24 protein-coding genes, 1 pseudogene and 1 riboswitch are annotated in these 23,189 nt (G+C 70.8%); of the genes and pseudogenes, 11 read left to right on the plus strand and 14 right to left on the minus strand.

The genetic code is table 11. The annotated features are described in order from the left end of the window. Positions 1-324: 324 nt before the first annotated feature. Both TN53_RS47440 and TN53_RS26880 read left to right on the plus strand, forming a co-directional pair. Positions 325-498: a hypothetical protein gene (locus tag TN53_RS47440; protein WP_159038203.1), complete on the plus strand. Its 174-nt coding sequence runs from the start codon at positions 325-327 to the stop codon at positions 496-498. Between the two features lie 46 nt (positions 499-544). After that, positions 545-856 (plus strand): annotated as a pseudogene (locus TN53_RS26880) (2-hydroxyacid dehydrogenase); the annotation flags it as partial. 14 nt (positions 857-870) lie between these two features. On the opposite strand, the gene TN53_RS26885 reads toward TN53_RS26880, so the two are convergent. Beyond that, positions 871-2,781 carry an anthranilate synthase family protein gene (locus TN53_RS26885; RefSeq protein WP_046261251.1) on the minus strand — a complete coding sequence of 637 codons (1,911 nt, stop codon included), beginning with the start codon at positions 2,779-2,781 and terminating at the stop codon, positions 871-873. Positions 2,782-2,896: 115 nt separating this feature from the next. Further along, the gene (locus TN53_RS49620; RefSeq protein WP_095046750.1) at positions 2,897-2,986 is read right to left on the minus strand and encodes a trp operon leader peptide; all 90 of its coding nucleotides are present in this window, start codon (positions 2,984-2,986) and stop codon (positions 2,897-2,899) included. A 63-nt stretch (positions 2,987-3,049) separates the two neighbouring features. Here TN53_RS49620 and TN53_RS26890 point away from each other — a divergent pair, with 63 nt between their 5' ends. Together TN53_RS26890 and TN53_RS26895 are read left to right on the plus strand one after the other, a co-directional pair. After that, positions 3,050-4,399: a class II 3-deoxy-7-phosphoheptulonate synthase gene (locus tag TN53_RS26890; protein WP_046261252.1), complete on the plus strand. Its 1,350-nt coding sequence runs from the start codon at positions 3,050-3,052 to the stop codon at positions 4,397-4,399. 173 nt (positions 4,400-4,572) lie between these two features. Further along, the gene (locus TN53_RS26895) at positions 4,573-4,797 is read left to right on the plus strand and encodes a (2Fe-2S)-binding protein (protein ID WP_199924655.1); all 225 of its coding nucleotides are present in this window, start codon (positions 4,573-4,575) and stop codon (positions 4,795-4,797) included. Here TN53_RS26895 and bfr read toward each other — a convergent pair. Beyond that, entirely contained in the window at positions 4,794-5,273 is a 480-nt protein-coding gene (gene bfr / locus TN53_RS26900; protein WP_030596293.1) for a bacterioferritin, read from the minus strand. The two genes, TN53_RS26895 and bfr, sit on opposite strands and share 4 nt — an antisense overlap. Positions 5,274-5,449: 176 nt before the next feature. On the opposite strand from bfr, the gene TN53_RS26905 reads away from it, so the two are divergent. After that, complete coding sequence (locus TN53_RS26905) at positions 5,450-6,082, plus strand: sulfite oxidase-like oxidoreductase (protein ID WP_046261254.1); 633 nt, start codon at positions 5,450-5,452, stop codon at positions 6,080-6,082. 3 nt (positions 6,083-6,085) lie between these two features. On the opposite strand, the gene TN53_RS26910 is transcribed toward TN53_RS26905, so the two are convergent. The 6 genes from TN53_RS26910 to thiO form a co-directional block, all read right to left on the minus strand. After that, the gene (locus TN53_RS26910) at positions 6,086-6,565 is read right to left on the minus strand and encodes a DUF4396 domain-containing protein (protein ID WP_046261255.1); all 480 of its coding nucleotides are present in this window, start codon (positions 6,563-6,565) and stop codon (positions 6,086-6,088) included. 19 nt (positions 6,566-6,584) lie between these two features. After that, positions 6,585-7,502 carry a deoxyribonuclease IV gene (locus TN53_RS26915; RefSeq protein WP_046261256.1) on the minus strand — a complete coding sequence of 306 codons (918 nt, stop codon included), beginning with the start codon at positions 7,500-7,502 and terminating at the stop codon, positions 6,585-6,587. A gap of 61 nt (positions 7,503-7,563) precedes the next feature. Beyond that, positions 7,564-9,483: a Stk1 family PASTA domain-containing Ser/Thr kinase gene (pknB, locus tag TN53_RS26920; protein ID WP_046261257.1), complete on the minus strand. Its 1,920-nt coding sequence runs from the start codon at positions 9,481-9,483 to the stop codon at positions 7,564-7,566. Positions 9,484-9,601: 118 nt separating this feature from the next. Continuing rightward, positions 9,602-10,396: a thiazole synthase gene (locus TN53_RS26925; RefSeq protein ID WP_046261258.1), complete on the minus strand. Its 795-nt coding sequence runs from the start codon at positions 10,394-10,396 to the stop codon at positions 9,602-9,604. A 3-nt stretch (positions 10,397-10,399) separates the two neighbouring features. Then, complete coding sequence (gene thiS, locus TN53_RS26930; RefSeq protein WP_046261259.1) at positions 10,400-10,600, minus strand: sulfur carrier protein ThiS; 201 nt, start codon at positions 10,598-10,600, stop codon at positions 10,400-10,402. Continuing rightward, entirely contained in the window at positions 10,597-11,751 is a 1,155-nt protein-coding gene (gene thiO, locus TN53_RS26935; RefSeq protein ID WP_046261260.1) for a glycine oxidase ThiO, read from the minus strand. The genes thiS and thiO overlap by 4 nt, the downstream gene beginning before the upstream one ends. Continuing rightward, positions 11,749-11,860, minus strand: a riboswitch (TPP riboswitch). (Overlaps the previous gene by 3 nt.) 52 nt (positions 11,861-11,912) lie before the next feature. On the opposite strand from thiO, the gene TN53_RS26940 reads away from it, so the two are divergent. From TN53_RS26940 to TN53_RS26965, 6 genes are all read left to right on the plus strand, one after another. Beyond that, positions 11,913-12,263: a hypothetical protein gene (locus TN53_RS26940; protein ID WP_046261261.1), complete on the plus strand. Its 351-nt coding sequence runs from the start codon at positions 11,913-11,915 to the stop codon at positions 12,261-12,263. A gap of 32 nt (positions 12,264-12,295) precedes the next feature. Next, positions 12,296-13,513, plus strand: coding sequence for an NAD(P)/FAD-dependent oxidoreductase (locus tag TN53_RS26945; protein WP_199924656.1), 1,218 nt, complete (start codon positions 12,296-12,298; stop codon positions 13,511-13,513). 65 nt (positions 13,514-13,578) lie between these two features. Continuing rightward, complete coding sequence (locus TN53_RS26950; protein ID WP_046261263.1) at positions 13,579-13,950, plus strand: Rv2175c family DNA-binding protein; 372 nt, start codon at positions 13,579-13,581, stop codon at positions 13,948-13,950. A 312-nt stretch (positions 13,951-14,262) separates the two neighbouring features. Beyond that, the gene (gene thiE, locus TN53_RS26955) at positions 14,263-14,943 is read left to right on the plus strand and encodes a thiamine phosphate synthase (protein WP_046261264.1); all 681 of its coding nucleotides are present in this window, start codon (positions 14,263-14,265) and stop codon (positions 14,941-14,943) included. Positions 14,944-15,041: 98 nt separating this feature from the next. Next, the gene (metF, locus tag TN53_RS26960) at positions 15,042-15,965 is read left to right on the plus strand and encodes a methylenetetrahydrofolate reductase [NAD(P)H] (protein WP_046261265.1); all 924 of its coding nucleotides are present in this window, start codon (positions 15,042-15,044) and stop codon (positions 15,963-15,965) included. Positions 15,966-16,021: 56 nt separating this feature from the next. Further along, entirely contained in the window at positions 16,022-16,969 is a 948-nt protein-coding gene (locus TN53_RS26965) for a hypothetical protein (protein ID WP_046261266.1), read from the plus strand. Between the two features lie 7 nt (positions 16,970-16,976). Here the strand turns inward: TN53_RS26965 and TN53_RS26970 are convergent, their stop codons facing one another. From TN53_RS26970 to TN53_RS26990, 5 genes are all read right to left on the minus strand, one after another. Continuing rightward, a complete protein-coding gene (locus TN53_RS26970) occupies positions 16,977-18,494 on the minus strand; it encodes a phytoene desaturase family protein (RefSeq protein WP_046261267.1) in 1,518 nt (505 codons plus the stop codon). A gap of 66 nt (positions 18,495-18,560) precedes the next feature. Further along, complete coding sequence (locus TN53_RS26975; protein WP_046261268.1) at positions 18,561-19,178, minus strand: DUF4126 domain-containing protein; 618 nt, start codon at positions 19,176-19,178, stop codon at positions 18,561-18,563. A 377-nt stretch (positions 19,179-19,555) separates the two neighbouring features. Then, complete coding sequence (locus TN53_RS26980; protein ID WP_046261269.1) at positions 19,556-20,173, minus strand: TetR/AcrR family transcriptional regulator; 618 nt, start codon at positions 20,171-20,173, stop codon at positions 19,556-19,558. Between the two features lie 44 nt (positions 20,174-20,217). Next, positions 20,218-22,302, minus strand: a complete 2,085-nt coding sequence (locus TN53_RS26985; protein ID WP_046261270.1) for a YhgE/Pip family protein — start codon at positions 22,300-22,302, stop codon at positions 20,218-20,220. Further along, positions 22,274-23,032 (minus strand): ATP-binding cassette domain-containing protein, encoded by a 759-nt coding sequence (locus tag TN53_RS26990; RefSeq protein WP_046261284.1) that lies wholly within the window; start codon positions 23,030-23,032, stop codon positions 22,274-22,276. Before TN53_RS26990 ends, TN53_RS26985 begins: the two co-directional genes overlap by 29 nt. Positions 23,033-23,189: the final 157 nt, after the last annotated feature.

A 23,189-nucleotide genomic window follows, 5' to 3' on the forward strand; every position in this document is an offset into this window, starting at 1 on the left:
GCCGGGAACAACTCCCCTTCCCGTGACTTGAGTTGCGCGACATCCGAACGCCGCCGCGGTTACCGTGGCGGCGTTCGGCACACGTGTCACGGGGAGGACCGATGGTCGGGTGCCGCCGACGCCCTCGCCTCGGCAGGTGGCCGGGCTCGACGAGCCGCTCCGGGCGGCCGGGCGGTCGGTCGACGCCCGGCGCGGGCGGGGCGGCCATCCGCCGGAGCACGCTCCTGCTCGCCCTCGCCCTGCTGCACCGCGCACGGCCCGCTTCCACGCCCCCGACCTGCGCCCCCTGGTCGACCCGACGGCCCGGCCGCGCCGATCGCCCTGGTGACCGCCGCCGTCGCGCAGCGAAGGGCCGCGCTCGCCGCCGGGGCCTACGCGGAGCTCGTCGAGGCCACCGTGGACCTGCATCTCGACCGTCTCCACAGCCGCCTCGCCGAACCCCGCCCGTCCCCGCAGCAGGGCCGCGCGCTGACGGAGCGGCTCCGTAGAGGTCTGTGAGATATTCGCCAGTATCAGACAATTCCGGCGTACCCCGGAGGGCCGCGTGGAGATTCTCGCCTTCGGTGTCCAGGCGGACGAGAAGCCGCTGATCCAGCAGGCCTTCCGGGGCCACCACGAGGTCCGCTGTCTCGATGTCTTCCTCAACGAGGACACCGCCCCCATCGCGGCCGGCTACGAGGCGATCTCCACCAGCGTCAACGCCGAACTCGGCGCCCGTGTCCTGGAGGTCCTCGCGGCCGGCGGCACACGGATGATCGCCCAGCGGTCCACCGGGTTCAACAACATCGACCTCAAGGTCGCCGAAGGGCTCGGCATGACGGTCGCCCGGGTCTCGTACTACGTCGACGCCACGGTGCGCAACGTCCTCGACTACAGGGCCGGCCGCCGCTCGGAGAACGTGCTCGTCCCGCGCAGCTGACCCACCAGCTCCCGTACGACCGCGGCACCGTTCAGCGTGAGCACCGACTCCGGGTGGAACTGCACTCCGGCGAAGCCCGGCCCGCGCAGGGCATGCACCTCGCCCGAAGCGCTCCGGCTGACCTCGACCTCGTGCGCGGCCAGCTCCGCCGCCGTCTCGTCGTCGCACCGCGCCACGAAGCTGTTGTAGAAGCCCACGGTCTCCGGCCGCCCGAACAGATCGACCGTCGTCTGCGCGCCCTGGTAGGGCACTTCCTTCCGTACGATCTCCAGCCCCAGCTCGGCCGCCAGCAGCTCGTGCCCGAGACAGACGCCGAGCACACCGTGCCGGTTCTCGCGGACGACGTGGGCGGTCAGGTCACGCAGGAAGCCCATCTTGGGGTCGGTCAGGTCGCAGGGGTCGCCCGGACCGGGCCCCAGGACCACCGGACCCTCATGAGCGAGGACCGCCTCGCGCAGACCGGGCTCGTCGTAACGCCGGACGGTGACCTCAAGGCCGCTGGACCGCAGGACGTGCGCGAGCATCGCCGTGAAGGTGTCCTCGCCGTCCACGACCAGGGCATGGCCGGTGAGCTCCGCGTCCTTCCCGGGGGCTTCCTGCATCCGCAGCCAGAACGGGGCGAGCGAGGACCGGCGACCGTCGAGAGCCGCCCGCACCCGGGGGTCGTCGGCCAGCCGGGGACGTACGCCTTCCTCGCGCGGCCGCTGCGCACGCACGCCCAGCGCCGCCAGCACCCCCGCCGCCTTCGCGTGCGTCTCGGCCACCTCGCCCGCCGGGTCCGAACCGCGGACGAGAGTGGCGCCGACCGGTACCCGCAGCCGGCCGTCCGCGTCGATGTCCGCGGTGCGGATGAGGATGGGGGAGTCCAGGGTCTGGGCCCCGGCTGATCCTTCCCGCCCGCCACCCGCGTACTTCCCCAGCAGCGCCAGCGCGCCCGCGTAGTAGCCGCGCCCCCCGACCTCGTGCCGCTCGATGACCCGGCAGGCGTTCTGCACGGGCGAGCCGGTGACGGTCGCCGCGAACATGGTCTCCTTCAGCACCTCCCGCACATCCAGCGAGGACTTCCCGCGCAGCTCGTACTCCGTGTGCGCGAGATGAGCCATCTCCTTCAGCCGCGGCCCGATGACGACCCCGCCCATGTCGCCGACGGTGCACATCATCTTGAGCTCCTCGTCGACGACCATCGACAGCTCCTCGATCTCCTTGCCGTCGGCGAGGAAGTCGAGAAGGTGCTCGGGGGTGGGCCCCTCGGCGGGATAGCGGTACGTCCCGCTGATCGGGTTCATGACGACCGTGCCGCCGGACATGCGCACATGCACCTCGGGACTGGCGCCGACCAGGGTCCGGTCCCCGGTGTGGACGACGAAGGTCCAGTACGCGCCGCGCTCACCTTCGAGGAGCCGCCGGAACAGGGCGAGCGCATCGGCTCTTGTGAACCCCGGGATCTCACCCTCGTACGTCCGCCGGATCACGAAGTTCGCGCCCTCGCCCTGCCCGATCTCCTCCCGCAGCACGCGCTCGACGATCGCGGCGTACTCCTCGTCGCCGACGTCGAAGCCACCGCGCTCGACACGCACGTCATGCGCCGGGAGCCGGTCCAGGACCTCCTCCAGATCCAGCGTGTGGCTCTCCTCGGGCGTCAGCACCGCGAGCGGCGTCCCGTCGTCCCGCACGTCGAAGCCGCGCTCGCGGATCTGGCGGAAGGGGACCAGGGCAAGGCCTTCGTCGGGGAGGTCGGCGAGGCGGTCGTACGTGGTGACCGGGCCGACCAGCAGCTCCACGGTCCGCTCGTCATGGCCCGGTGTGCGACGGCGCAGCAGGGCGAACGGGCGGGGATCGTCGAGCAGGTCGATCAGATGCATGGGTCCGTTGTCCTTCTCGGTGGGAACTCATCAGGAGTTCACTGGGAGGAACGGACCCCGGAAACACCGAAGGCCGCCCCTCGGGCGGCCTTCGCGAAGTCTTGCGTACGCGCAGTCAGTGGGCCGCCGGATGAGCGGTCCACCACCAGTTCTGGGTCGAGTGCGCGAACATGCGAGGCACCTTACCCCACGCGCACCTGAGCATGGGTGCGTCTCACCTGTCGAGCCGTGCGAAAGCGATGCGACACGACCCCGTAATGTTGAGGCCGTGACCGTGAACGCTAAGACCGGCCAGAGCGCCGGCAACACCTGGCGAGACCTGCCCGCGGCGCAGCAGCCCGAGTACCCCGACACCGAGGCTCTGCGCGCAGTCGTTGCGGACCTCGAGTCGTATCCGCCGCTCGTCTTCGCGGGCGAGTGCGATCAGCTGCGCGCCCGGTTGGCGGCCGTCGCCAAGGGAGAGGCGTTCCTCCTCCAGGGCGGCGACTGCGCCGAGGCCTTCGACGCGGTGTCCGCCGACCACATCCGCAACAAGCTCAAGACCCTGCTCCAGATGGGCGCCGTGCTGACGTACGCCGCCTCGGTGCCGGTCGTGAAGGTCGGCCGGATCGCCGGCCAGTACTCCAAGCCGCGCTCCAAGGGCACCGAGACCCGCGACGGCGTGACTCTGCCGACGTACCGCGGCGACTCGGTCAACGGCTTCGAGTTCAACGAGAAGGCCCGCATTCCGGACCCCGAGCGCCTGAAGCGGATGTACAACGCCTCCGCCTCCACGCTCAACCTGGTGCGCGCCTTCACCACGGGTGGATACGCGGACCTGCGCCAGGTGCACGCCTGGAACCAGGACTTCGTGAAGTCGTCCCCGTCCGGGCAGCGCTACGAGCAGCTCGCGCGGGAGATCGACAACGCGCTGAACTTCATGCGGGCCTGCGGCACGGACCCGGAGGAGTTCAAGACGGTCGAGTTCTACGCCTCCCACGAGGCGCTGCTCCTCGACTACGAGTCGGCGCTGACCAGGGTCGACTCGCGTACGGGCCAGCTGTACGACGTCTCGGGCCACATGGTCTGGATCGGTGAGCGCACCCGCCAGCTGGACGGCGCGCACATCGAGTTCGCCTCGAAGATCCGCAACCCGATCGGGATCAAGCTGGGCCCGACGACGACGGCCGAGGACGCGCTGCAGTACATCGAGCGCCTCGACCCGGACCGCGAGCCGGGCCGCCTCACCTTCATCGTGCGGATGGGCGCGGACAAGGTCCGCGACAAGCTGCCCGAGCTGGTCGAGAAGGTCACCGCCTCCGGCGCGAACGTCGCCTGGATCACCGACCCGATGCACGGCAACACCTACGAGGCGGCCTCCGGCCACAAGACCCGTCGCTTCGACGACGTGCTCGACGAGGTCAAGGGCTTCTTCGAGGTCCACAAGGGTCTGGGCACCCACCCGGGCGGCATTCACGTGGAGCTCACCGGCGACGACGTCACCGAGTGCGTGGGCGGCGGCGACGAGATCTTCGTCGACGACCTGCACCAGCGCTATGAGACGGCCTGCGACCCGAGGCTCAACCGCAGCCAGTCCCTGGACCTGGCGTTCCTCGTCGCGGAGCTGTACCGGGACTAGTAGCAGATCAGCAGTGGATGCGCCTGTTACAGGAGCATGAGGTGGGGCGCGGATCACATACGATCCGCGCCCCACTCCACTTTTGCGGCTCCTGCGCGCCGGGTAAGGTTAGGTTAGCCTCACCGATTAGTCGGGACGGCGCCACTTATCCATCCCGGCGGGAGGTGAACCGCGTGTTCGTCTGCAGTTGCTTCGGCATCACCGAGCAGCAGGTCAAGAAGCACGCGGCGGACGGTGCCTGCACCCCGCGTCAGATAGCCTCCGCCTGCAAGGCGGGCACCGACTGCGGTTCCTGTGTGCGGCGCATCCAGGCGCTGCTGGGCCGGGGCGCCTGCCCGACACGTGAGCTCGCCGACCAGGGCCGGCCGGTCCTTGCCGGGCTGGACGAGGCCGCTTAGCTCTCCGGCTGCTCGATCAGCTGCGCGATGTAGAGCGCCTCGCCGAGCTTCTCCACCAGTTCCAGCTGGGTGTCGAGGTAGTCGATGTGGTGCTCCTCGTCCTCGAGGATCGACTCGAAGATGTTCGCGGACGTGATGTCGCCCTTGGCGCGCATCACCTCGATACCGCGCTTGAGGCGGTCGATCGCCTCGACCTCGACCTGCCGGTCCGCCTCGAACATCTCCTTGACCGTCTGCCCGACCCGGACGTGGAACAGGCGCTGGTAGTTCGGCAGCCCGTCCAGGAAGAGGATCCGGTCGGTGAGCACCTCGGCGTGCTTCATCTCGTCGAACGACTCGTGGCGCGTGTACTTGGCGAGCTTCGTCCAGCCGAAGTTCTCCTGCATCTTCGCGTGCAGGAAGTACTGGTTGATCGCGGTGAGCTCGCCGGTGAGCTGCTCGTTGAGGAATTCGATGACCTCGGGGTCGCCCTGCATCGCAGAGGCTCCTTCCAACCGGGGGGAACTGGCAGGTTGCGCCGCATCCTTGCACCGGTATCGAAGATCGTCCAGTAAGTCTTCACTTAGTAAGTAAGGGCATGCTTAGTCCGATTTGAGGTGAATCCGTAAGGGGCTGGTCATGTGCACTGCTCGAGGTCTGTCAGGATGGAGTCATGGGTCAGCCGGTGGAACGCGAGTCAGGAGAAGCGGCACAGTCCGAGCTTCCGCCGGGACAGCGAATCCAGCGCGGCTGGCCGGTCACGCACTACGGACCCGTCCCCAAGTTCCGCCCCGAACGCTGGGAGTTCCGCGTCTTCGGAGCTACCGCCGACGGTGAGAAACAGTGCTGGAACCACGACGAGTTCACGGCTCTGCCGCACACCACCGTCGTGGCCGATCTGCACTGCGTCACGAAGTTCAGCATGCTCGGCGCCGAGTGGGGCGGCGTCCCCGCCCGGACCATCCTGGACATCGCCCCGCCGGCCCCGGCCGTCACCCATGTGATGGTGTGGGCCGAGTACGGCTTCAGCTCCAACCTGCGCCTCGCGGACTTCGCCGCCGAGCGCACCATCTTCGCCACCCACAAGGACGGCGAGCTGCTCACCGCCGAGCACGGTTTCCCGCTCCGGCTGGTCGTCCCCCATCTGTACGCCTGGAAGGGGCCCAAATGGGTCCGCGGCGTCGAGTACATGACCGCCGACCGCCGTGGCTTCTGGGAGGAGCGCGGCTATCACAACCTCGGCGACCCCTGGCGGGAGCAGCGCTACTCCTACCAGGAGGTGCCGGGGGACGGCCCGGACCTGTAGGGCTCAGTGGTGGTACTGGTGCACCACGGCGTGCCCCTTGCCCCGGCCGATCATCCACTTGTTGACCGGCGTGGTGAGGACGAAGGCGACGGCCAGAGCGATCGCCAGCGCGCCCCAGAACAGCGGGTCGGCGAGTTCGGCGTCCATGGCCCCCGGCCACAGCACGATCACTCCGTTGTCGACCAGCTCCATCACGGCGATGGAGAGGGTGTCCGCGGCCAGCGCCACCTTCAGTGCGGCGCGCAGGTCCAGGCCCGCCTTCATGACGCCACGCAGGGTGAGCGCGTAGCCGAAGAAGAAGGCGAGGACGATCGCCAGGATCAGGGTCGGGGCGTTGCCCCAGCCGAGCGCGGTGCCGATGACCATGCCGAGCACCTCGCCGATGGCACACCCCGTGAGGCAGTGGAGGGTGGCCCGGACGGCCATGGCCCAGCTGCCGCCTGACTGGTGGTGAGCGTGTTCCGCGTGCGCCTCGTGCTGCATGTGTGCCCCCAATGCCGGGTTACGGTTCCTGCACCGAGCAAGAACCGTATACCCCCCAGGGGTATTCCATATCGGGTTGGGCGTCTCGCAGTTTTTTCAGCCGCTCCACGTCCGCCGCGTGCCCCTCCTTGCCGCCGGGCGTCTCGATGATCAGCGGTACGCCCTCGGTGGCGGGGTGGGTCATCAGCGCCCGGAACGGGTCCTCGCCGATATGGCCGGCGCCGATGTTCGCGTGCCGGTCCTTGTGGGCGCCGACCACGTCCTTGGAGTCATTGGCGTGGATCAGCTTCAGACGGCCCTCGCCGACGGTGTCCACCAGTAGGTCGAGGGTCTGGTGCATGCCGCAGGGGCCGGTCAGGTCGTGGCCGGCCGCGAAGATGTGGCAGGTGTCGAGGCAGACACCCAGCTTGGGGTGGGCGTCCAGCGCCTCGAAGTACGGACCGAAGTCCCAGGTCCGCGAGCAGAGCGAGGCGCCCTGACCGGCGGTCGACTCCAGCAGCAGAAACGGGTCGTCGTCGTGGGTGAGCTCGTCGAGCAGCGGCAGCATGTACTCCCGGACCTGCTTGAGGGCGACGGACCGGTCCCGTCCGCCGGTCGCGCTGCCCGTGTGCACGACGACACCGAGCGCCCCGATCTCCCGCCCGCGCCGCAGCGAGTGCCGCAGACTCTCCACCGACTTCTCCACCGTCGCCTCGGTGTGCGAGCCGAAGTTGATCAGATACGGGGCATGGACGTACGCCGGGATCGACTCCGCCGCGCACGCCGCACGGAACTCCTCGTCCTGCCGCGGGTTGCCGGTGGGCGTGGCCCAGCCGCGCGGGTTGGCGACGAAGACCTGCACGGTCTCGGCCGCGAGGTCACGGGCGTAGGACAGGCCGACGGAGTTCAGACCGCCGGCCACGGGGACATGGCCGCCGACGGGGTTGCGCTGAGTCATCACCCGCCCAGGGTGTCACGCGGCCCGGGGCACCCTGTCGACGGATGGTGATCGGGCCCGCTCAGCGGATCTCGATCGTGATCGTCGACCCCTTGGGGGCGGTCTCGCCGCCCTCCACCGACTGGTTCTTGACGGTGTCGCCGAACAGCCCGAGGATCCCGCGGTCCTCGTCGACCTCGAAGCCGGCCCCCTCCAGCTCGGCCTTCGCGTCGTCGACGCTGTCGCCGACCACGTCCGGGACCTCGACCATCTCCGGGCCCTTGGAGATCGTCAGCGTCACGGTGTCGCCCTCGGCGGCCTCGCTGCCGTCCTGCGGCGTCTGCGCGGCGACCATGCCCTTGTCGTACTCGGAGTTGACCTGCTGGGCGGAGACCTTCACCTTCAGCCCCGCGTCCGTCAGGTCCGCCTTCGCGTCCTCCAGGCTCTCGCCGGTGACGTCCGGGACGTCCACGGGGCTGCCCTTGCTGACGACCAGGGCGACCGCCGCGCCCGAGCGGAGCGTGGTGCCCGCCTCCGGGTCGGTGCTGATCACGAAGCCCTTGATGACGTCGTCGCTGAACTCCCGGGTCACCATGCCCGGTTCGAGGCCGTCGCCCTTGAGCCGTGCCCTCGCCTTGTCGAGGCGGAGGCCCTTCAGGTCGCCCAGCTTCACGGTCTCGGGGCCCTTGGAGACGGTCAGCGTCACGGAGTCGTTGCTCCGTATGCGGGTGCCCACGGAGGGGTCCGAGCCGATGACCCGGCCGCGCTTCACGGTGTCGCTGTACTCCTGTTTCACCTTGCCGACCTCGAGCCCGGCCTCCTCCAACCGGTCCCGGGCCTGCACCTCGGTCTTGTCGATCAGCGCCGGGACCTTGGTGAACTGGCCGGAGTTGATGTACCAGACGCCGGCTCCCACACCGAGGATCAGCAGCAGGGCGACGACGATCGCGAGCGGCCCGCGCGGTGGTCCCGAACGGCGCCGGGGCGGCGGGGGCGGCGGGGACTCGAAGCGGCTCGTGTGGTGGAGCGCGGCCCCGTCCTCGTTGACCGGCAGCGGCCGCGGCACCGTCAAGGAACGCGGGATCACGCTCGTGCGGTCCTCGGCGCCGCTGTGCGCGACGGACAGGGCCTGCGGCGGCACCAGGTCCAGCTGGTCCTCGCTGAGCGCGCCGCGCGCCGCGCGGGCCTGCGCGAGCAGCGCCACCGCGTCGTAAGGGCGGATGTCCGGGGTGCGGGCGGTCGCCGAGGCGACCAGCTCGTCCAGCTCGAACGCCAGCCCCGGGACGATGCCCGAGGGCGCCGGGACGTCCTCGTGGAGGTGCTTGTAGAGCACCACGGCGGGGGAGTCCCCGTCATGCGGCTTCTCGCCGGTCAGCATCTCGTAGAACACGACACCGCACGCGTACACGTCGACGCGGGGGTCGGCTGTGCCGCTCTCGATCTGCTCCGGCGCGAGATACGAGACCGTGCCGAGCACGGTTCCCGTGGTGTTGGTGACGGTGTCGACGGACCGGACGAGCCCGAAGTCGGCCACCTTGACCCGGCCGTCGTCCCCGATCAGCACGTTCTCGGGCTTCATGTCCCGGTGCACGAACCCCGCGCGGTGCGCGGCGCCGAGCGCGGCGAGGACCGGCTCCAGGATGTCGAGCGCGGCCCGCGGCTGCAGCGCGCCACGGTCGCGCAGCACGTCACGCAGGGTGCAGCCCGCCACGTACTCCATGGCGAGATAGACATACGACCCGTCGGTGCCCTGGTCGAAGACCTGCACCACATTGGGGTGGGCGAGCCGGGCGACGGACTTGGCCTCGCGGATGAACCGGTCGACGAAGGTGACGTCGGCGGCGAGGCCCGGGTGCATCACCTTCAGCGCGAGCACGCGGTCGAGGCGGGTGTCCACGGCCCGGTAGACCGTGGCCATCCCGCCGACCGCGATCCGCGCGTCCACGCGATAGCGGCCGTCGAGCACCTGCCCGACCAGAGGGTCCTGAAGGGTCGTATCCACGCAGGTGAGTGTACGAGCCGCGACTGACAGGGCCGCGGGTTCGGGCGAGATCGGGGCGGGACTGAAGCCGTCCTGTGACGGACATCGCAACGAATTTCGGCCTGCGTCGAACGTACGTTCAGAATGCGGGGCGTTCGGGATCCAGTCGCGCCAACCCGTCCCTGGGGGACGAGGCTTCGGCGAAATGCCGCTTGGGGATGCGCCCCGCCCGGTACGCCAGCCGGCCCGCCTCCACCGCGTGCCGCATCGCGTGCGCCATCAGCTCCGGCTCCTGGGCCCGTGTCACCGCCGAGGCGAGCATCACACCCGCGCACCCCAGCTCCATCGCGAGCGCCGCGTCCGACGCCGTACCGGCCCCCGCGTCCAGGATCACCGGCACGCGCGTGTGCTCGACGATCAACTGGAAGTTGTGCGGGTTGCGGATCCCGAGCCCGGAGCCGATCGGGGAGCCCAGCGGCATGATCGCCGCGCAGCCCACGTCCTCCAGCTTCCGTGCGAGGACGGGGTCGTCGTTGGTGTACGGCAGCACCGTGAAACCGTCGTCGACCAGCGTCTCCGCGGCGTCCAGGAGCTCGATGGGGTCCGGCAGCAGGGTGCGTTCGTCGGCGATGACCTCCAGCTTGATCAGGTCGGTGCCGAGGGCCTCGCGCGCGAGGCGGGCCGTCAGCACGGCCTCGCCCGCGGTGAAGCAGCCAGCGGTGTTGGGCAGCACCTCGATGCCGAGCCCGGTCAGCACGGAGAGGACCGAGCCGTGCACCGTCGGGTCCACCCGCCGCATCGCGACCGTGGTCAGCTCGGTGCCGGAGGCGATCAGCGCCCGCTCCAGCACATCCGGGCTGGGCGCGCCGCCGGTGCCCATGATCAGGCGGGAGGAGAAGGTCCTGCCGCCGAGGACGAAGGGATCGTCGGCCATGGGTCAGCCTCCTTGGACGGCGGTGAGGACCTCGACGCGGTCTCCCTCACGGAGGGACGTCGACGGCCACTGTCCGCGCGGGACGACGGTTTCGTTGAGGGCCGCGGCCACTCCGGCAGGGGCCGGGGCGAGGGCCCGCACGACGGTGTCGAGAGCCGTGCCGGGAGCGATCTGTCGCGGCTCTCCGTTGACGGAGATGTTCATGCGGGCAGCTCCGTGAAGGTGAAACGCCGGGGGGTGAAGGGGCGGACCTCGTCAGGCAGTTCACCTGTGGTCAGCACATGGGCCATCGCGTCGCCGGTGACCGGCGTGAGCAGCACACCGTTGCGATAGTGGCCCGTCGCGAGAAGCAGCCCGGGCAGTCCGGTCGGCCCGAGCAGCGGGGCGTTGTCGGGGGAACCGGGGCGCAGCCCCGCGCGGGTCTCCGTGAGCGGCAGCTCCGTGATGCCCGGCACCAGCTCATGGGCGTCGCGCAGCAGCTCGTACACCCCGCCCGCGGTCACCGTGGTGTCCCAGCCCTGCTCCTCGCTGGTCGCCCCGATCACCAGCTCGCCGTTCTCGCGCGGCACCAGATAGACCTGGCTGCCACGGACCACGGCCCGCACGGTCCGGTTCAGGAAGGGCGCGTACCGCTGCGGCACGGTCAGCCGCAGCACCTGCCCCTTCACGGGCCGCACCGGCGGCAGTACGTCGTCGGGGACGCCGGCGAGCCGCCCGCTGAGGCTGCCGGCGGCGAGCACCAACTGGGCCGCGCCCAGCCGGGTGCCATCGGTGGCCGTGATGCCGGCGGCCCGGTCCCCTACCAGGTCCAGGCGTTCGGCCCAGAGGCGGTGGAAGACCACGCCCGCCCGCTCGCAGGCGGCCAGCAGCGCCTTGATCAGCCGCCGGGGGTCGATCTGATGGTCGCCGTCCACCCGCAGCCCGCCGCGCACGCCCGGTGCGAGCATCGGTTCCAGGCGCCGGCACTCCCGCCCGGACAGCCACTCCGACTCCAGGCCCGACTCCTGCTGCAGGGTGTGCAGTTCCCGCAGATGGGCACGGTCGTCGGCGTCCAGCGCCACGGCGAGCGTGCCGCAGCGGCGGTAACCGAGGTCGTGGCCGGTCAGCTCGGTGAGCTCGGCCGCGAACTCCGGATAGCGGCGGGCCGAGGCCAGGTTCAGGCCCAGCAGGGTCTGCTCGCCGTAGTGCAGTTCCGTGACGGCGGCCAGCATCCCGGCGGCCACCTGGGCGGCCCCGCCGCCCGGTTCGGGGTCGACGACGGCCGTGGCGAAACCGCGCTGCGCGGCCCGCCAGGCCGTGACGAGGCCGATGATTCCGCCCCCGACGACGAGGACGTCTGACGTACGTGAGGACATGGGCGTCCAGCCCCTCCCTTCGCCGGCATGACCCGGATCAGGTTCGTACGGTCGGAGGCCGCCAGCCTCCCTCTCAGCCCGGTGCGTCCGGGCTCCCGCGAGTGCTCTACGTTGGCCACCCTAGCTCTTGGTTTTGCGCTTGTGTAAGGGAGCCTGCTGCCATGCCCCGCTCGCTGGACGGCCTCGTCCTCGCCCCTGTCGCCGACCAGGCCCCAGGTCAGGTGGGTACCCGCACGCGGTTCACGTACCACGAGAAGAGCGGCGAGATCTGGGCCGAGTACGCGGGCGGCGATGTCGTGCGCGGGCATCTGGTGGGTACCCGGGAGGGCGACCGGCTCGACTTCCGGTACGTCCAGCTCAAGCACGACGGGACGACCTCGTCGGGGCACTGCGTGTCCACGGTCGTCGAACTGCCCGACGGGCGGGTGCGGCTGGAGGAGAGCTGGGAGTGGGAGTCGCAGTCGGGCACCGGGACGAGCGTTGTGGAGCAGGTCACGGTGCATGACCGCTGACTGACAAATTGTCAGTTGTCTATGGTGATCCGGTGAGTGAGCAGACGGAGCAGTCTCAGCGGCGCGTGGTCGTGGTCGGCGCGGGCATGGCCGGCGTACAGACCGCGGTGGCCCTGCGCGAACAGGGTTTCACCGGCACCGTGACCCTCATCGGCGCGGAGCCGCATCAGCCGTACGACCGGCCGCCGCTGTCGAAGGCCGTACTGCTCGGCAAGGCCGAGGGCTCCGCCTTCGACGTCGACTTCGAGGCGCTCGGCATCGAACTGGAACTGGGCCGCGAGGTGCTGGGCGTCCGCCCCGCCGAGCACGAACTGGACACCGAGTCCGGGCCTGTGCCGTACGACGTCCTGGTCCTCGCCACCGGTGCCGAACCGATCCGGCTGCCCGGCGCGGAGGGCGTCCCCGGCGTCCATCTGCTGCGCACCCTCGACGACGCCGAGCGACTGCGGCCCGTACTCGCCCGACAGCACGACATCGTGGTGGTCGGCGCGGGCTGGATCGGCGCCGAGTTCGCCACCGCCGCGCGCGAGGCGGGCTGCGCGGTGACGGTCGTGGAGGCCGCCGAACGGCCGCTCGCGGGGGCGCTCCCCGCGGAGGTGGCCGCGCCGATGTCGTCCTGGTACGCCGACGCGGGTGCCGCGCTGCGCACCCACGCGCGCGTGGAGCGGGTGCGGCCCGGCGAGGTCCTCCTGGACGACGGCACCCGGCTGCCCGCGGACGCCGTCGTGGTCGGCATCGGCGCCCGCCCCGCCACGGCCTGGCTGGCCGGCTCGGGCATCGAGCTCGGCGCGCACGGCGAGGTCGTGGCCGACGACCGCCTGCGCACCTCCGCGCCGGACGTCTACGCGGTCGGCGACTGCGCGTCCTTCCCTTCGGGAAGGTACGGCGAGCGACTGCTGGTCCACCACTGGGACAACGCCCTCCAGGGCCCGCGCACGGTGGCGGCCAACATCATCGGCGAGACGCCCGCGGTCTACGACCCCGTGCCGTACTTCTGGTCCGAGCAGTTCGGCCGCTTCGTCCAGTACGTCGGCCACCACACGTCCGCCGACACGGTCCTGTGGCGCGGCGACCCGTCCGGCCCGGCCTGGACGGTCTGCTGGCTGCGCGAGAACCGCCTCATCGCCCTGCTGGCGGTGGGCCGGCCCCGGGACCTGGCACAGGGACGGCGGCTGATCGAGGCGGGGCCGGAGCTGGACCCGGAGCTGCTGGCGGACCCGGCGAGGCCGCTGAAGGCGGCGACAGTGTAGTTCGAAAGCCCAGGTCGCAGGGGTCTGGCTTCCGACTGTCGGTGCGGGATGGCAGGCTTGATGCCGTGACCGAGATTGACGCAAAGATCGATGCTCTCGTCCCCGCCTGGCTCACCCTCCCCGACATCGCGGAAATCCTCGATGTCGAGGTGACGCGTGCGCGCCAGCTGGTCAAGGACGGCCAGCTCATCGCCGTACGCCGTGGTGAGAACCGCGCACTGCACGTCCCCGCCGCCTTCATCGACGGGGTCGAGCAGAAGGTCGTCAAGGGCCTCACCGGGACCCTGACGCTCCTGAGGGACGACGGCTTCTCCGACGAAGAGATGCTGGAGTGGCTCTTCACCCCCGACGACAGCCTGCCCGGCACCCCCGCCCAGGCGCTGAGCGAGAACCGCGGCACGGAGGTGAAGCGCAGGGCCCAGGCGCTCGCCGTCTGACCCGAGAAGCTGAACCGCCCCGCGCCTGGCGGCCGCTGTCCGGCACCGCCCGGCGCGGGCCGTCACCCGCGTCCCGCCGCACGGGTCGCGGTCGGCCCGTGCGCAGGGTGCCACGGCGGTGATTGGCGGATGTGTCTCACGCCTGGCCTCGGTGACCTGCGGGTTTGTCGCCAGGACGTGGGACGGATCTGCCTGTCGCAGCTGTCGGCGGACGTGGGCCGCGGAGCCAGCCCTGTGGTTCACTACGGGCGGCCCGCCCAGGTCGACCGCACCGGCCCGCGGCCTGTACGCCACCGACATCGGGGGACCCCCATGCCCGTCACGTCCGATACCGACGCCCGCGCCCAGCTGGCCGACGCCCGGCTGTATCTCTGCACGGACGCCCGTAAGAAGCAGGGCGACCTGCCCGAGTTCCTGGACGCCGTCCTGGAGAACGGAGTCGACTTCATCCAGCTCCGTGACAAGACCCTGGAGGCGGACGAGGAACTGGGCTGGCTGGAACTGTTCGCCGACAAGTGCCACATGTACGGCAAGGTCCTCTCGGTGAACGACCGCGCCGACCTGGCGCACGCGGCGCGGGCCACCCACCCCTGGCCGCCCGCCGTACTCCACCTCGGCCAGGGCGACCTCCCGGTCCCCGCCGCCCGCGCGATCCTGGGCGACGACATCCTCGTCGGCCGCTCCACGCACTCCGAGGCCGAGGCCGCCGCGGCCGCCGTCCAGGAAGGCGTGGACTACTTCTGCACCGGCCCGTGCTGGCCGACCCCGACCAAGCCCGGCCGCCACGCACCCGGCCTCGACCTGGTCCGATACACCGCTTCCCTCGACACCGGCCGCCCCTGGTTCGCCATCGGCGGCATCGACCTCGGCAACCTCGACGAGGTGCTGGAGGCCGGCGCCCGCCGGGTCGTCGTCGTACGGGCCATCACGGAGGCCGACGACCCGGGAGCCGCCGCGGCGGAGTTCGCGAAGCGGCTCAGGGATCCGGCGTGACCGGCTCCGGTGTCCGAGGGGTGGACAACAAGTCGACAAACCGGGCAAATTTCCCGGATCCGGTTGGGTGACCGCTGCCCCCTGGCTAACCTGCGGGTATGGCCCTCGGAACCGCATCCACCAGGACTGACCGCGCACGCACCGTGCGCGACATGCTCGCCACGGGCAAGGCGACGTACTCGTTCGAGTTCTCGGCGCCGAAGACCCCCAAGGGTGAGCGGAACCTGTGGAGCGCGCTCAGGAGGGTCGAGGCGGTCGCCCCGGACTTCGTCTCCGTCACGTACGGTGCCGGCGGTTCCACCCGCGCGGGCACGGTCAAGGAGACCCAGCAGATCGTCGCGGACACCACGCTCACGCCGGTCGCCCACCTCACCGCCGTCAACCACTCCATCGCCGAACTGCGCAACATCATCGGCCAGTACGCCGACGCCGGGATCCGCAATATCCTGGCCGTCCGCGGCGACCCGCCCGGCGACCCCATGGGCGACTGGGTGGCTCACCCGCAGGGGCTGACCTACGCCGCCGAACTCGTCCGGCTCATCAAGGAATCGGGCGACTTCTGCGTCGGCGTCGCCGCCTTCCCGGAGATGCACCCGCGGTCCGGGGACTGGGACGCCGACGTCGCGCACTTCGTCGACAAGTGCCGGGCCGGCGCCGACTACGCCATCACGCAGATGTTCTTCCAGCCGGAGTCCTATCTGCGACTGCGTGACCGAGTCGTCAAAGCGGCCTGCGAGACCCCCGTCATCCCCGAGATCATGCCGGTGACCAGCGTGCGGATGCTGGAGCGCCTGCCACAGCTCAGCAACGCGGCCATCCCCTCTGTCCTGAAAGAGCGGATCCTCACAGCAAAAGACGATCCGGCCGCTGTACGCTCCATCGGTATCGAATTCGCCACGGAGTTCTGCGCCCGGCTGCTGGCCGAGGGAGTGCCCGGACTGCACTTCATCACGCTCAACAACTCCACGGCGACGCTGGAAATCTACGAGAACCTGGGCCTGCACCACCCACCGCGGGCCTAGACCGGCCGCACGGATATACGACACACTGCGTAGCGGTCACTGGGAGAGGGGCGTACATGGGCTGGACGGTCCTCTACATCGCGTTCGGAATCGTCGCGCTGTGGCTGCTGGGCGAGGTGCTGCTGCAGTACAAGGCGCGGCTCCGCTGGCGACTGCTCGCCTTCGCCGGCTTCGTGGGTGTCGTACTCGGTGTGCTCATCCCCTCGGTGGTCGTCATCGGACTGGGCGCCATCGCCTTCGCGGTCGGCCAGACCTACGTCACCCTCTCTTTCCGCCGTGGCTTCGAACAGGGCTGGGCGGTCAATCCGCCGGAAGCCCTGGGCGGCCTGGTCGGCGGCAAGCGCGGCGGGCGCCGCGAACGCGGCCGCGAGGAGCCGACGCTGGAGGTCTCCGACCTCGAGGCGACGGACGCCGCCTACGGCGACGAGGGCAACTACGCCCCGAACGCGTCCGGTTACGGCCAGGACGACTACGACCGCGACGACGTCTTCACGCCCGCCCGCCCCGCGGCAGCCGAGGTCTACGAGCCGCAGCCGATGCCCGACGACACCGGCTCCTACGGCATATACAACAACGACGGCACGTACGCCGGTCAGGGACAGGCCCAGGACCAGTACGCCACGGCCGCCCAGGGCGCCGACCAGAACTACGGCTACGACGGCTACACCGGCTACGACCAGCAGCAGTACGGCTACGACATGGCCGGACAGCAGCAGTACGCCGCCTACTCCGACCCGTACATCGGCACCCAGACCTACGGCGGCTACGACACGTCCTACGGCGGTCAGCAGCAGTACGGCCAGCAGGCCTACGGCCAGGACCAGTACGGCAACCCCACCTACGGTGGCGAGACCCCGGCCGGCGGCGTGTGGGTCCCGCAGCAGCGCACCGACGAGACATACGGCGGCGAACTCCCGCAGGAGCAGCAGTACCCCTACCAGGGCAACGGCCAGCAGGGGAACGGCCAGCAGGGCAACGGCTACGACGAGCAGTACCGCTTCTGACCAGCGGTCACCGAGAGCCCCGGAACTCCGGCCCCTCCACGATCAATCCGGCCACCAGCGCACCTGACATGCCTGCGTGCGGGAGGCCTCCGCCGGGGTGGGACCAGCCGCCGACGGTGAACAGACCAGACAGGCCGGTGGTGTTCGCCGGGTGCAGCAGGCGTCCTTCGGCCGCGGCGAGAGCCGGGGCGGGGACCGCGCCGCCCTCCGCGCCGGTCGCCTCCTCGATGTCGGCCGGGACGCGCACCTCGCGCCAGAGAAGGCGCTCGCGTATGTCCGGTACGGCACGCTCGGCTGCGGTGATCAGCTTGTCCGCGTGACTGTCGAAGACCTCCGACGCCGGCCAGGCCCGGCCGGCGTAGGCGGGCACGGTGGCGGTGAGGGTGATCGCCTCACGGTCCGGGCCCGGGACCACACCGGGGTCGTCGGGGCGCAGCACGGTGAGCGTGGGGCGCGCGTCGAGCCCCCAGGGCGAGCCGAACAGCAGATCCAGCTCGCGCTCCCGGTCCTCCGCGTGCACGACCGTCCGGTGCGCCGCTCCTTCCGGGCGCCCGCCGCGCAGCGCCACCAGCACCGTCAAACGGCTCGGCAGCCCGCGCAGCGGAGGGACCGCACCGTCCTCCCGCACCGCGGTGCCCCGCACGCAGCGGCTCAGCACGTCGGGTGCGACACCGGCGACGACGAAGTCCGCCTCCGCCACCGCTTCTCCCCCCGCCAGTTCGAGTCCCGCCGCCCGGCCGTCCTTCTCCAGCACACCGGTGGCCTCGGCGCCGAAGTGGAACTCCACCCTGCGCGCCACACACCGCTCGTACACCGCGCGCGCCAACTCCCGCATGCCGCCACGGACATACCAGGTGCCGAAGGCGTGCTCCATGTACGGCAGCACCGCCGCGCTCGCCGGGGTGAGCCTCGGGTCCAGGCCGTACGCGAGGGCATGGCTCTCCAGGAGGGCGACGAGCCTCGGATCGCGCAGCTCCCAGGCGCCGACCTCGGCGAGCGTGCCGGCCCGGCGGGTGCGGAGCAGCTTCTTGTGGGGGACCGACGGATAGGGCTCGCGGTCGGCCAGCACCGACCAGTTCGGCCAGAGGGGTTCCTCCAGGAGCGGCCTGCGCGTGCGGTCCCAGGCCTCGCGGGCCCGGACCAGGAAGTCGCCCCAGCGGGCGCCCGAGTCGGAGCCGAGTGCCTCGTCCAGCGCCGACACGACACCCGCGCGGGAGGCGTTCGGCAGACTGACCTCCGTGCCGTCCGCGAAGACATGCCGGGTCGACGGGTCGACCTGGACCAGCTCGACGACCGACTCCAGCGGCTCCTTGCCGGTCTTGACGAACAGATCGCGGTAGACCGCGGGGAGGGTGAGCAGCCCCGGGCCGGTGTCGAACGCGAACCCGTCGCGCTCGAGGCGGCGCACCGCACCGCCGTACGTCTCCGTACGCTCGTACACCGCCACCCGGTGGCCCGCGACGGCCAGCCGGGCAGCGGCCGCCATCGCGCCCATCCCGGCGCCGATCACCGCAATCCGTGCCATGCCTGCGACTTTATCGGCCACCACTGACAGCCCTGGCCGCGGGCGGCGTCGGAGGACTGCGGGGGGTCACCAGCCCGGTGGGTGCCCCGTCCGCCCCGCAAGCCGTTTCTCCTCCCGCCGTTGCGCCCGGCGGCGCAGGAACCGTCGGATCCGGGAGATCAGGAAGACGAGTATCACCAGGCCGCCGACCAGCAGTACGCCCGCGATGATCGCCGCCGCCTCCGGGTGGAATATGGCGAAGGTGACGATCCCGGCGACCCCGAGATCCTCGGCCAGGCTCACGATCACGTTGCTCAACGGCTCGGGCGAGGTGTTCACCGCCATCCGCGTCCCGGCCTTGACGGCATGGCTGGCCAGCGCCGTCGAACCGCCGACCAGACCCGCGACCGCGTCGTTGAGCGAACCGCTCTGCCCGGCGAGCACCGCACCGACCCAGGCGCCCGCGGCAGGGCGGATCACCGTGTGGACCGAGTCCCACGCCGAGTCGACGTACGGGATCTTGTCCGCGACCGCCTCGCACAGGAACAGCACGCCGGCTGTGATGAGGACCTCAGGGCGCTGGAGCGTCTCGGGGACGTCGTCGCTCAGCCCGGTCGCGCCGAAGACGCCGAGCAGCAGCACGACGGCGTAGGCGTTGATTCCGCTGGCCCAGCCGCTGGTGAAGACGAGAGGGAGTACCGACACGGAGGCGATCGTAACCACTGGGCAACGGAGCGTCCTGGGCCTGAGTACGCAGGTCTGAGTATCCGTACCTAGTGGGCGAGATGAGTACGCGCGCGGATGGGGGCCGACCTGCGCGAACGAGAGAGTGGAGCCACGGAGAAGGGGAACGGCTCGGCACCGGCGACACGGGGCGCCGGAGCGGAGCCGCCCCGGATCCGCTCCTTCCGTCGGCGGAAGCCGGCGGGAGCGAGGCACGGGGGGCCCGGGGGAATGACCGAACGGGGGTCCAACGGGGGAACACGGGGGAGCAGGAGAAGGCGCCGGTTCGAGGTGGCCCGCGGGGGACGCGGCCACAGCGGACCGGCGCTTTCGTCTGTCCACGCGCGCGTACCGCCGGCTCAGCCCCGGCCGCTCACCCGTCCCTGCAGCAGCCGTGACAGCGCCGAGTGCACATCGTCCAGCGAGCGCTCCGCCTGGAACGCCTTCCAGTCCAGGGCCGCCACCAGCACCATGCCGACCAGGGCGGACGCGGTCAGGGAGACATCGATCGCCTCGTGGAACTCGCCGTTCGCGATGCCCTCGCGCAGCACGTCCTCGACGACCGCCACCGCCTGCTGCCGGACCACCAGGAGGGTGGACTGCCAGGCCCGGTTGGTGCGCCAGAGCTCGGCCACGTAGAGCTGGGTGAAGGCCGGATAGCGGTCGATGAAGACCAGGCCGGCCCGGATCATCGCGTCCAGGGCGTCCGTCTTGCTGCCGCCGTCCTGCGCCGTCCGCTCCGCGGCCTCCCGGAGGAAGGCGGTGAGCAGTCCCACGCCGTGCCGCAGCAGCTCCTCGAAGAGGACGGACTTGCTCGCGAAGTTGTAGTAGACCGTGCCCTTCGCCACCCCGGCCCGCTCGGCGATCTCGTCGACGGTGGTGGCGGAGAAGCCCTGCTCCGCGATGAGCGTGACGGCCGCCTCGTAGAGCTTCTGCCGGGTGGCCTCGCGGCGCGTGCTGCCGCTGCTGCTTTCCATGGCCCCGATTCTCACAGCTGCCCGGGCCCCGGAGGTCGTCGAGGTCACAGGCTCAGCTCCGGGTGCAGCCGGTCGAGTGTCCACACCTGGCGGCGGCGGGCCGACAGCGCGGTCAGTGCGAGCGCGCCCGCGGTGAAGGCGACGAGCACCACGCACGCGTGCCAGACCGGACCGAGACCGCCGCCCGTGATGAGCCTGCGGAGCGCCTCGACGACGTAACTCATCGGCAGGAAGGGGTGGAGCGCGTTGAAGAAGCCAGGACTGGTCTGCACGGGGTACGTGCCGCCCGCGGACGTCAACTGGAGCATCAGGAAGGCGAGGACGAGGATCCGTCCCGCCGCCCCGAAGCGGGCGTTCAGCCACTGCACGATCGCCGCGAAGCATGCCGTCACCAGGAACAGGAAGCCCACCGTGCCGGCCGCCCGCACCATCTGCAGGCCGATCGCCCAGTGCAGCACCGACATCAGGGCCACCGTCTGGAGCACCCCGACCGCCGCCACCGGCAGCCAGCCCGCCAGCGCGATCCGCCACGCGGGGGCGCCCGCGCCGAGCGCGCGCCGGTTCATCGGTGCGACCAGCATGTACGCCACCATCGCGCCCACCCACAGGGACAGCGGGATGAAGTACGGGGCGAACCCGGTGCCGTAGTTGGGCGCCTTGTGCATGTCCTTGGAGACCAGCTGGACGGGGTCGGCCATGACCTCGGTCCGCTCGTCGCGGTCCCGCTTGCCGTAGTCGGGGATCTGGTCGGCGCCGTCGTGCAGCCCGTCCGAGAGCTTCCCGGAGCCGTCGACCAGCTTGTACATGCCGCCGTTCAGATCGGCGGCGCCGGTCTTGAGCTTGCCGACCCCCTGGTCCAGGTCACCGGCGCCGGTCCTGGCCGTACCGAGCCCCGTGTGCAGCTTCTTGGCGCCCTCGGCGACCTTTCCCGCGCCCTCGTTCAACTCGTTGACCTTGGAGACGGCGTCGTCGAGGTCCTCGGAGAGGTGCGGCGCCCGGTCGGCGAGTGCCTGGGCCTGCTTCTGCAGGGTGGCCAGGTTCTTGTCGAGTTTCTTCAGGTCGCCGCCCTGGTCGCCCACGAGGGTGTTGAGGTCGTCGGCGATGGTCGACACGTCGGCGGCCGCGTCCTTGGCCTTCTCCAGGTCGGCGCAGGCCGCGTCGGGCAGTACGGCCTTCTCGCAGCGCGTCCGATGGATCTCGTCCAGCGTGTCATAGGCCGTGCGGGCGCCCTTGGCGGCGACGGGGGCCGTCGTCACCAGGGTGTCCAGGTGCTTGCGGATCGCCTTGCTGGAGTCAGCGACGAGCTGGGCGGTGTCACCGATCGTCTTCTCGTTGTCCTCCAGGAAGGGGCCCACCTTCGCCGCGACCCCGTTGACCTTGTCGGCGAGCGTCTGGGTGCCCTCCGCGACCTGCTGCGAGCCGTCCTCCAGGCCGCCCGCGCCCTTGTCGAGCTTCTTCAGCCCCTTGGCCAGATCGCCGCTGCCGCTCTTGGCGTCCTTCAGCCCGTCGGCGAGGTCCTTGGATCCCTTCTCGGCCTTTCCGAGCCCGCCTTCAAGCTTGTCGGCCCCCTTGGCGGCCTTGACCGTCGCGCCGTGGATGTCGGAGAACGAGATGAAGATCCGGTCCAGGAAGGACCGCGACGCCTTCGTGGACGCGGCCTGGCGTACCTCGCTGAAGACCGTGCGCGAGATCTGCCCGACGATGTAGTTGTTCGCGTCGTTGGTCCGCACCTGGAGTGCGCCCGTCGCGGGGGAGTCGCCCGCGCTGGACGCGATCCGCGCGCTGAAGTCGGTCGGCACGGTCAGCGACAGGTAGTACGTGCCGTCCTCCACGCCCGCGCGTGCCTCGGCGGCGCTCACCTCGTGCCACTCGAAGACGTCGCTGTCGTGCAGGCCCCGGGTGATGTCGTCGCCCGCCGCGAGCTTCTTCCCGTCGGCGGTCGCCCCCCTGTCGTCGTTCACGAGCGCCACGGGGATGCGGTCCAGTCGGCCGTACGGATCCCAGAACGACCACAGATACAGGGCGCCGTACAGCAGGGGCAGCACCAGCAGCGCGACCAGCGCGGCCCGCGGCAGCTTCCCCCGTCCGAAGCGCCGGAGCTCAAGCGCGGCCAGTCGCGGCGAGCGCATCGGCGTCCTCCTTCTTCTGATTCTTCTGAGCCGAGCCCTGAGGGGTGCTTCGGGTGGACACCTTCACGGCCTCCTCGGGGGCCTCGCTGCACACCGCCACGACCGTGGTCCCCGTCTCGGCGATCGACGTCAACAGCGCCCAGACCTCGGCCCGGTCCGCGTCGGACAGCTTCAGATCGGTGTCGTCGACGCCGAGCAGCCGCGGCCGCCCGATCAGGGCGAGCGCGACGGACAGCCGCAGCGCCTCCAGCCGCTCCAGATCGCGTACGGCGGTCCGGGAGCCCTTGGGCAGGGCCTCCCGGTCGAGACCGGCGAGGCTCAGGGCGGTGTCGATCCGCAGCTTCGCCTCGTTCGTGCGCTCCGCACGCGGCCGCAGCAGCCCGCGCAGGGAGTCGCCGAACCGGTGCTGCAACAGCGCCCGTTCGCGCAGATGCTCCCCGACGGTCAGGGCCGGGTCGAGGTCGGTGACACCGGCGACGTTGGCGATGGCGCTCATGCGCCGCACCGCCGCGAGCTGCTTCGGCAGCCGGGCCCCGCCCACGGCCGCCGTCCCCTCGGACGCCTTCATCCGCCCGGTGAGCGCGAGCAGCAGACACGTACGGCCAGACCCCGACGCCCCCTCGACGGCGATCAGCGCACCGGGCTCCGTGTCGAGGCCGATCCCGCGGAAGGCCCAGCCGCGCGGCCCCTTGAGCCCGAATCCCTCGGCTGTGACGGCTACTCCGCCCACACAGCCCACCCCCTGATGTCCAGAACTGCCGGAGTTTTTGAACTGACTGGTCAGTGCAAAAACTAACCCGAACCTTCGATCGAAGCAAAAGCCCAGGTCAGAACGGATTGTCAGTGGCATACCTCACGATGGGCACATACGGCATCCCGTATCGGGA

Origin of the sequence: Streptomyces sp. WM6386 (assembly GCF_000972385.1) — a bacterium.
In the GTDB taxonomy this organism is placed as follows: domain Bacteria; phylum Actinomycetota; class Actinomycetes; order Streptomycetales; family Streptomycetaceae; genus Streptomyces.